Annotated in this window: 9 protein-coding genes; 8 read left to right on the forward strand and 1 reads right to left on the reverse strand. The window is 43.3% G+C overall.

Features of this window, described 5'->3' with window-relative positions; translation table 11 throughout:
• Positions 1-46: 46 nt before the first annotated feature.
• The 3 genes from NJ959_RS19955 to cofH all read left to right on the forward strand — a co-directional run bounded on the left by NJ959_RS19955 (position 47) and on the right by cofH (position 2,211).
• Positions 47-268, forward strand: a complete 222-nt coding sequence (locus tag NJ959_RS19955; RefSeq protein WP_309242669.1) for a glycosyltransferase — start codon at positions 47-49, stop codon at positions 266-268.
• Between the two features lie 86 nt (positions 269-354).
• Positions 355-1,044 carry a TVP38/TMEM64 family protein gene (locus NJ959_RS19960; protein WP_254013495.1) on the forward strand — a complete coding sequence of 230 codons (690 nt, stop codon included), beginning with the start codon at positions 355-357 and terminating at the stop codon, positions 1,042-1,044.
• A 6-nt stretch (positions 1,045-1,050) separates the two neighbouring features.
• Complete coding sequence (gene cofH / locus NJ959_RS19965) at positions 1,051-2,211, forward strand: 7,8-didemethyl-8-hydroxy-5-deazariboflavin synthase subunit CofH (protein ID WP_254013496.1); 1,161 nt, start codon at positions 1,051-1,053, stop codon at positions 2,209-2,211.
• A gap of 176 nt (positions 2,212-2,387) precedes the next feature.
• On the opposite strand, the gene NJ959_RS19970 is transcribed toward cofH, so the two are convergent.
• Positions 2,388-2,558, reverse strand: a complete 171-nt coding sequence (locus NJ959_RS19970; protein ID WP_254013497.1) for a hypothetical protein — start codon at positions 2,556-2,558, stop codon at positions 2,388-2,390.
• Between the two features lie 11 nt (positions 2,559-2,569).
• Here NJ959_RS19970 and NJ959_RS19975 point away from each other — a divergent pair, with 11 nt between their 5' ends.
• The 5 genes from NJ959_RS19975 (at position 2,570) to tilS (ending at position 9,304) form a co-directional block, all read left to right on the forward strand.
• The gene (locus NJ959_RS19975) at positions 2,570-4,390 is read left to right on the forward strand and encodes a DUF3352 domain-containing protein (protein ID WP_254013498.1); all 1,821 of its coding nucleotides are present in this window, start codon (positions 2,570-2,572) and stop codon (positions 4,388-4,390) included.
• 154 nt (positions 4,391-4,544) lie between these two features.
• Positions 4,545-5,291: a Uma2 family endonuclease gene (locus tag NJ959_RS19980; protein WP_254013499.1), complete on the forward strand. Its 747-nt coding sequence runs from the start codon at positions 4,545-4,547 to the stop codon at positions 5,289-5,291.
• A 617-nt stretch (positions 5,292-5,908) separates the two neighbouring features.
• Positions 5,909-6,991 (forward strand): c-type cytochrome biogenesis protein CcsB, encoded by a 1,083-nt coding sequence (ccsB, locus tag NJ959_RS19985; protein WP_254013500.1) that lies wholly within the window; start codon positions 5,909-5,911, stop codon positions 6,989-6,991.
• A gap of 123 nt (positions 6,992-7,114) precedes the next feature.
• A complete protein-coding gene (locus NJ959_RS19990; RefSeq protein ID WP_254013501.1) occupies positions 7,115-8,074 on the forward strand; it encodes a KGK domain-containing protein in 960 nt (319 codons plus the stop codon).
• A 195-nt stretch (positions 8,075-8,269) separates the two neighbouring features.
• Positions 8,270-9,304: a tRNA lysidine(34) synthetase TilS gene (gene tilS, locus NJ959_RS19995; RefSeq protein WP_254013502.1), complete on the forward strand. Its 1,035-nt coding sequence runs from the start codon at positions 8,270-8,272 to the stop codon at positions 9,302-9,304.
• Positions 9,305-9,705 lie beyond the last annotated feature (401 nt).

Below are 9,705 nucleotides of genomic sequence, written 5' to 3' on the forward strand. Positions count from 1 at the left end.
GTAAGTAACTATTCTCTCCCATCCTGCCTGAGTTGCCGACTTTAATATCTCAAAAGACAATACCCTAGAGCATCTAGTTGAACATCACCATCGTAACTCAGCAATTAAAGTCGTCAAGCTATCGTGCAACTTTGGTAAGAAAGTTGCCCTCAGCGTCGGGATTGACTATGCTAGTGGTGCTGCCATCATCCAGATTGCTGCAATCTGCAATCTGGAACAGCGCTTTGCTCACTGCTTGCAGCAGCGTAACGCGATCGCATCAAGGTAAAATTTCCCTGAAGCCATGGAATAGGAAGCCATTCTAGTAAGTACAGAATAACTATAAATTAATACTAAAGCAACAGAGGTGTAACTTTGAATCTTAAAATTGGTATTTTTATCCTTATTATTATCTGTCTTATCGCCACAGGCGCAGGAGTTTACCTACTCGCCGATATTGACCAACAACAGCTCCAAACTTGGTTAAAGCAAGCAGGTATATGGGCACCATTAATTTATATTCTCCTTTATACTGTAGGCACGATATTAATTTTACCCTCAACCCCCCTTAATCTCAGCGGTGGTGCAATCTTTGGCATCTGGTGGGGGACAATGTGGACTACAATTGCAGCAGTAGTTGCCGCAGTGGTAGCATTTGCTTTTACTCGTACTATTGGACGAGATGTAGTCGCCAAAAAGTTTGCCGGAAAATGGGAGGCAATGGATGCGGAAATGCGTCAGGGAGGCTTATTTTATATGTTTGCCATCCGCTTATTACCGCTGATTCCCTACGGGTTAGTTAATTTTGCGGCTGGATTGACAGGGATTCGCTTTAAAGATTATTTCATTGGTACGCTGCTGGGTACTGTTCCTGGAATCTTGCCCTTTGTCATGATGGGTGCAGGTTTGCGATCGCTCAAGCAAGGTGATATATTACCCCTAACCTTTGCTTTAGCCTTGACTGGGATGTTGGTTGGTGTTGCTACTTGGTATCGCCGCCGTCGTCAATCACCTCAGAAAGAACTTTTAGAAAAGGAACAACAAAGACGGCGCGAGGATGTTTAAATAATTGTGCTTAATCAACATATCGATACTATTCTAAATCGTGCCCTACTAGGTGAAGATCTAACACCCGATGAAGGTGTTATCCTTCTCAACCAAACCGCGCCAACTGCCATAGCCGCAATTCAAGAAACAGCCGATAAACTGCGCCACAAACAAGCAGGAGATACAGTTACCTATATTATCAATCGCAATATTAATTTTACCAATATTTGCGAACAGCACTGTAGTTTCTGTGCCTTTCGTCGGGATGCAGGCGCAGAGGGTGCTTATTGGTTAAATTGGGGACAAATACTAGAAAAAGCAGCAGATGCTGTCAGTCGAAATGCTACAGAAATTTGTATGCAAGGGGGACTTAACCCAGAGGCAAAAATCAATGGTGCTGCTTTGCCCTATTATCTACAATTAGTAAAAACTATTAAAGATGAATTTCCTCATCTACATATCCATGCCTTCTCTCCCCAAGAAGTGCAATTTATTGCCGAAGCAGATGGCATGAGCTATGAGGAAGTTATAGTAAAATTGAGAGATGCTGGTCTAGGCTCAATGCCGGGAACCGCTGCCGAAATATTAGATGATGAAGTAAGACGGATTCTCTGTCCAGAAAAGACAAATACAGCAACTTGGTTAGAAATTATCGGTACGGCACATAAACTAGGAATCCCCACAACTAGCACTATGCTATCTGGACATATTGAAACCCCATCACAACAAATAGCACATTTAGCCAAATTGCGATCGCGCCAACAACTATCTCTCGATCGCGGATACCCAGCTTACATTACCGAATTTATTCTACTACCCTTTGTCGGTCAAGAAGCTCCTAAATCATTACGCCGTCGCGTGGGCAGAGATCAACCAGTCTTGTCAGATGCCCTTTTACTTACCGCAGTGGCGCGAATATTTTTGGGAAATTGGATTGTTAATCATCAACCCAGTTGGGTAAAATTGGGTTTAGCAGGAGCGAAAGAAGCTCTTAAATGGGGATGTAACGATCTTGGGGGGACATTAATGGAGGAACATATTACTACTATGGCAGGGGCAGTTGGGGGGACTTGTATGGAGGTGGCAGATTTACAGGGAGCTATTAGTGGTTTGGGGCGTAGTTTTCAGGAAAGAGATACACTATATCGGTATCTGATGCCAAAATTTAATAGTGTGGTGGCATGAGCTATTTTTTAACGCAGAGGTACGCAGAGGTAAGTTGAGAGGTTCGCAGAGGTTTTGGAGAGGGATATTGTGGAGGGGAATTTGCGATCGCAATTTTACTCATTGGCTTGAAAAATGTCACAATATTTGTAGGTAGAGGGTTTGGTGGTGCGGCTTGAGCGAATAGATGATGAATCTCAAGAATAATCTAACTTCAAAACCTGCCCCACACCCAAGGATCTAGCTGTCGCCAAGGGTGTTAGGATATCCTCAAATGCCATAACTAATTCACGGCAAGCTTTTGATATTTGACTTTTGAATAGCCATGACACCTCATCCCCTGCTACATTAACAATGACACTGTGCATCCCCTCTTTTCATGCTCAAGAAAAACAAACCCCTTCTGCTGCTAACCTTAGCAGCGGCAACATTTCTCCTTGTCGGCGGCATCACCTCCTATTCCCTGTGGCTACAGCGGAATATGTTACTGAAAAATGCTCCATTAGGCTCCCAATTAATCCCTCAAGATGCCCTAGTAATGGCATCAATTTCTACCAATCCACTCCAATGGCAGAATTTTCAGGAGTATGGCACGCAGGAAACTCAAGCTGCGTTAAACAAACAGCTTGCTGAAATCCAAAACAATCTCCTAACTGTCAACGGCTATAACTACGAGAAAGATATTCAACCAGGTTTAGCACAAACAATTGCGATCGCATATTTTGATGTTCCCACATCAAGTACAAAATCGCCACCTAAACAGAATCAATCCTTAGAAATACCCTTCTTCCAAACCCCTGACTTGATTGTACTCCCGATGGAGAATACCACTCAAGCAAAACAGATATTAGATAAAGCAAAATCTCAGAAAGTGACGCAGGTGGTAGAGAGAATCTATAAAGGGGTTGAGATTCGGGAAACTAAAAAGGATAATGGCACTAATTATTCTGCTGCTGCCCTAGGGCGTTTCTTTGTTGTTACCACTAATCCAACTATAACAGATCGGGTTATTGATACTTACAAAGGGGCTGATTCTATTGCCATCACCCCTGGCTATGTGGAGAGATTAGCTAAAATTACCGCAGGAAATACCTTCGCTCAAATATATTTTAATATCCCAGCCCTATCAACAGCCGCCGCTGTCAATTCTAAGCATTCCCTATCTCCAGAAAAAATAGCAGCTAGCGAACAAAAACAGGGAATTGCCACAACAGTAATTGTAGAGCCAGAAGGAGTCAGATTTCAATCAATTTATTGGCTCAAACCCAAAAGCCAACGTAAATATAAAGTAAAAAATACTAACATCCGCTTGCCCAGACGCTTTCCCGCAAATACTCTACTAATGGTTTCTGGCGGCAACTTAGCCCAATTGTGGCAAGATTATGCCGCAACTGCCGAGTCAAACCCAATCGCCCCAATGCCACCAGCTAACTTCAGCGCAGGCTTGCAAGCAACATTAGGCTTAGATTTGCAGAAAGATTTATTACCCTGGATGGAAGGAGAATTCGCCTTAGCACTAATTCCCGCCGCTGAAGATTTACTGAAATTGCCAGAAAATTCTCAGCCATCTCCCACATTGGGCGCAGGTATAGCATTAATGGTACTATCGAGCGATCGCGCTACCACAGATAAAGCCTTCCAGAAACTAGATGAAGCCCTCAAAACCCGCTATCAGTTTACCGTAGAAAATACCCAGATTAACGGACAACCTGTAGTAAAATGGACATCACCACTAGGAGGCGCGATCGCAACTCACGGCTGGTTAGAAGGGAATATAGTCTTTTTAACTCTAGGCGCACCAATTACTAGTGCCTTCCTGCCTCAACCCTCAGCCACACTAATTCAAACCGGGCTATTTCAACAAGTTGTACCAGATCGTCCCAAGCCTAATAATGGTCAAATCTTTATAGATGTAGATCGCACTCTCAATCAAAACACTCTAAATTTACCAACTCTACCTCCACAACAAAAAAGTCTAATTCAGGCAATTCGCGCCATTGGATTTACCATGGCAATTAGTGATGAACGTAGTACCCGCTTTGATATCTTTGTCAAGCTCCAAAAAGCCTTAACACCCAATCTCTCTCCCCCGCCCAACATTAAAATTAGTCCCTCCAGCACTCCCAAACCCTCTGGCATTACAATACCACCAACCCCTAAAATTACCGTAACTCCCTCTCCGGTGGGCAGTCCCCACTAACGTAATCATCAGCTTTTTAAGCTATATTGGGGACTGCCCACCCTACAGAAAACGCTTTGTTGACAATGGTGAAAGATCTCAGTCTAACAAAGATACAGTAACATAGACAAGAGAGATATGATAATAATATATACCTTAAATGGTGGATAACCCTATGGTTCAGCAAGCCCTATTATCTGATGATTACTATATCCCAGATCCTAACAACTTAATTACCGAAGATGATACTCCTGTGGATAACTTTTCCTCTGCCAAACAACAACGGCTCTTAGTTAGTTCTGTTTACACTTCCGCACCGCACCAGACTTTTTTAGCCGAAGCTAATGTCGGGATCTACCATACAGCCAATCAATCTGCTATTGTCCCCGATGTATTTCTCAGTTTAGATGTCCAAGTTCCTGGAAATTGGTGGGAGAAACAACACCGGGTTTACCTAGTTTGGCACTTTGGCAAACCACCGGAAGTTGTTATTGAAATTGTTTCCAATAAAGTGGGAGATGAACTGGGAGAAAAACTGAAAATTTACCAACAAATGCGAGTGAGTTACTATATAGTATACGATCCCAATTGTCAATTAGGAGAACAAGTATTGCTCGTTTACGAGCTGAGGGGTAGACGTTACTATGAAACCACAGAAACTTGGTTAGAACAAGTGGGATTAGGTTTAACGCAATGGCAGGGAAAATTTGAAGGAAGACAAGATATTTGGCTGCGTTGGTGTTATCAAGATGGAACTGTTCTTCCCACTGGAGATGAACGTGCGGCACAAGCTGAACAACTTTTACAACAAGAAAGATTAGAAAAGGAACAGCAGGAGCAACGCGCCCAACAAGCTGAACAACGTGCTGAACTTTTAGCGGCACAACTTCGGGCTTTGGGTGTTAATCCGGAGGATATATAGCAAAAGTCAAAAGTCAAAAGTCAAAAGTGAAATGATTGCTATGAATCGGTTTTTGGGTTTTCGGATGCCGTAACCGCCTTGGCGACTGCATATCGCAATTATCGCACAAACAAATAACCAATATATCCTGGTTTAATTGATTTAAAGAAGCTTAATATTTATTCAACCATTGAGGATAAAATTCACTTTTAATTGCCATATTCCACGAGGGTTTATCTGACTAAGTTGATGAAGAGTATAAGAGAGAGTAGAAAATATTGACCTGACTCACAATAGCATATGAGACCTAAAAAAGGTCATTAGCCCTCCTTTGGATTATTTTAGCACGATCGCTGAAACGACGCAATCTCGTAAATTATTGAGAATTAATTTTAATAAATTTAACGAAGTTAAAGCACTTTCAGCCTTCGATGATTTGTTACGTTATGTAAATTACCTTTTTTTTGAGGGAGAAGAGTTGGAGTTGAGGGAAAAACAGTTTACTCCGACTTGGGACATCCCCCCAACCGACACCCCACCATCAGGAAGAATAGGGAAGCCAGGTTCGTGAAAGTGACCCAAACCGATAGGATAAGATTAACGCGGCTATCATAGTAGTTTCAAAAACTCACAACTGTATGGATCTCGTTTCACTCCAAAACGGCTTAGATAATATCTCATTTGCTGTCCTCTTCGGGACAATGTTGATTTACTGGGTAGGAGCTGCTTTCAAAAACATTCCCTACCTACCCGCATTAGGAACAGCAGGCATGGCAAGTGCCAACCTCTGCATCGCAGCCTTACTCATTGCCCGATGGGTAGAAGGAGGCTACTTCCCCTTAAGTAATCTATATGAATCACTCTTTTTCCTCACCTGGGGCATTACCACCGTCCATCTGATTGCGGAAAACATGAGCCGCAGTCGCTTGGTGGGTGTTGCCACAGCACCAGTAGCCATGAGCATTACCGCCTTTGCTGCCATGTCACTACCAGATGGGATGCAGCACTCAGAACCCTTAGTCCCCGCACTAAAATCTAACTGGTTAATGATGCACGTCAGCGTCATGATGCTCAGTTACTCAGCCCTGATGGTAGGATCGTTGTTAGCGATCGCATTTTTAGTAGTTACTAGGGGTCAAAATATAGAATTACGAGGAAGTTCCGTTGGTACAGGTGGATATCGCACTAAAAACGGATTAGCCACTAACGCCACCTATCGGCTGCAACGTCAAGGCGAAGACTCCCAGCCTCAGATAGAAATTACCTCCAGTAACTCCTCAACACCCGTTAGTTTAGTAGAAAACAATGGTTTTGCTAGTACAGCAGTTCTAGATCGCGTTGCCCTCGATTTGTCATCAGGTTTCCCATCCGCCATAGCACCAACTCTATCCCCACAACTCTTGAGTATTGCCGACACTCTCGATAATATTAGCTATCGGATCATTGGTTTGGGATTTCCCCTCCTGACGATTGGGATTATTGCAGGTGCAGTTTGGGCAAATGAAGCCTGGGGTTCCTACTGGAGTTGGGACCCTAAGGAAACATGGGCATTAATTACCTGGCTAGTTTTTGCCGCCTATCTCCACGCCCGCATTACTCGCGGCTGGCAAGGGCGTAAACCCGCAATGTTAGCAGCAACCGGATTCATGGTGGTCTGGATTTGCTATCTTGGGGTCAATCTATTGGGTAAAGGATTGCATTCCTATGGCTGGTTTTTCTAAGCCTTTGGCGTTGTTGTCGGTAGCTTATCGGCGCTCTCGCTAGCTCCTGGGAAATGCCAGCTATTCAACCAACGTAACGAATGATGGAAAGGAAAACTACAACGTTAATCGGGGAAAATAAGCGTGGATAAGAAGTTCGAGCCGCTGTCTGTCGGTGAAGTTTTGTCCATTGAGGAATCCGTCCAAATTTTAATTGGACACCGGACATTCCGAGTTGGCGAATTGGCAGAAGCCATTAGAAGACAGCTTGAAGATGGGGTGAGTGGATGGACTCAGGACAAGAATGCCTGGTTTAGCGAAGATGGTGTTCCTTGTGAGGTTTTGCAATTTAATGCTCGTGGTTGGCAAAAAGGCAAGGTAAAAATCAACCTGGTATTTTGCCCAGACGAGTCTGGCGATGAAGGGAAACCAGCATCTGCTAGTTCAAAAGAGTCAGAGACATTAGCCGCAGACAGTAAGGATGAGCTAAATCTCGAAGTCTCTTCCACTAGTATGGATGATGAGCTAAATCTCGAAGATTCCTCCACTAGTATGGATGATGAGCTAAATCTCGAAGACTCCTCCACTAGTATGGATGATGAGCTAGATCTCGAAGACTCCTCTACTAGTATGGATGATGAGCTAGATCTAGATGATGATCTAGATCTAGATGACTCCTCCACTAGTATGGATGATGATGAGTTTGAATTAGGATTCTCAGAAGTCGCCCACGAAGAGCAAAAGCAGGAAGCCCCAACAGAAATCTATAGCGAGATGGAGCGAGAAGCCGCTATGATTTCTGCCGATGGAATAGACTTTGATGATGCCTCCGATGACTTAGATGATGAATTTGATGAAATCTCCCAAAGTATTGAGGATGAGCTAGAGGAAGAAGAAGATCTCACAGATGGTGAAGATGAGTTGTTAGATTTGGGAGAAATTTCCACAGATAGTGACGATGACCTGGATTTTGGCGAAATATCTGATGGTGATGACGATGAGTTTGAGTTGACAGACTTATCCTCGAACGATGATTCAGACGACAACGGCACCGAGTCACTACTTGATGATGTCTGGCAAGACATGAACAAGGCAACTTGGTAGAGTTGTTAGTTGTTGGTTGTTAGTTGTTGGTTGTTAGTTGTTGATTGTTAGTTATTAGTCGTTGGTTATTAGTTATTAGTTGTTAACAAGGGGCTGAGAGCCAATTGTTGAGTGTGGTTAGTTATTGATTTTGGAAAATCTGGCAAATAACAAATAACCAACTACAAATAACAAATAACCAACTACAAATGACTGATGACTGATAACAAACAACCAACAACAAACAACCAACAACCAACAACCAATAAAAATTGGACTCCTCTTCATGGAAGACTCCATCAAACCCTACGACAAAGAGGGCTATTGGCACAGCGTAGGCGAGTATTAGTAGCAGTATCTGGCGGACAGGATTCCCTTTGTCTGATGAAACTATTGCTAGATTTGCAACCAAAGTGGGAATGGGAGCTAGCAATGGCTCACTGCGATCATCGTTGGGCGGCAGATGTAGGGATGGCAATTCACGTTCAACAAATTGCCCAAAACTGGGGAATTCCCTTCTATCTCAAAACAGCATCAGAAGTAAATAATAGTGAGGCAGCAGCACGGGCATGGCGCTATCAAGTCCTCAGTCAAATTGCCCTAGACCAAGGTTATCATGATGTAGTTACTGGTCACACAAAGAGCGATCGCGCTGAAACTGTCCTCTACAACCTGATTCGAGGTACAGGTGCTGATGGATTACAATCCCTTACCTGGCAACGTCCCCTCGTGAATGGTGTCCAACTTGTCCGTCCACTCCTAGATGTCACCCGCACTGAAACATTACAATTCTGCCAAGAGCAGCGGCTACCGATTTGGGAAGATTCCTACAATCAAGATCTAAACTATGCTCGTAACCGCATTCGTCAAGAATTATTACCCTACCTAAAAACTCATTTTAATCCCCAAGTGGAAACTGCACTATCTCAAACAGCAGAACTCCTCAGAGCTGAGGTAGACTATCTAGAAGATGCTGCTTTTGAGTTATGGCAGGAAGCCATAATATCCGATCGCGATCGTGAATCAGACACCACTTTAAAACTGAATCGCCTAGTATTGCGTAAAGCACCTCTGGCACTACAACGCCGCACCATCCGAAAGTTTCTCGCCACTATCCAACCAACAGCCCCCACCTTCGAGCAAATCGAAGCCATTACTGCCTTAATTAACGCTCCTAATCGCTCTCGAACCTCTTCCTTTCCTGGCGGCTCAAGTGCCCAAGTTGAAGGAAATTGGATTACTTTTCGGTAATTGTTGTTGGTTATTTGTTGTTTGTTGTTGGTTGTTTGTTATTTGTTGTTGGTTATTTGTTGTTTGTTGTTGGTTATTTGTTGTTTGTTGTTTGTTATTTGTTATTTGTTGTTTGTTGTTGGTTGTTATTTGTTATTTGTAGAACAGGTGTCTCACCTATCACAGTTATTATTTGTTTGACGAACAAGGGGCTTAAGCCCCTTGCCAACAACTAACAACCAACAACTATAGCAGATTGCAGGTTTATGAAGTACACCTCAGAAACCCGGTTTCTCTGCACCGAACATACCTGAAAATTACTGCTACTGTATTATTTGTTTGACGAACAAGGGGCTTAATCCCCTTGCCAACAACCAACAACCAACAACTAACAACTAACAACTAACAACTAACAACTAACA

Source organism: Limnofasciculus baicalensis BBK-W-15 (genome assembly GCF_024178385.1).
Taxonomy (GTDB): Bacteria; Cyanobacteriota; Cyanobacteriia; order Cyanobacteriales; family Coleofasciculaceae; genus Limnofasciculus; species Limnofasciculus baicalensis.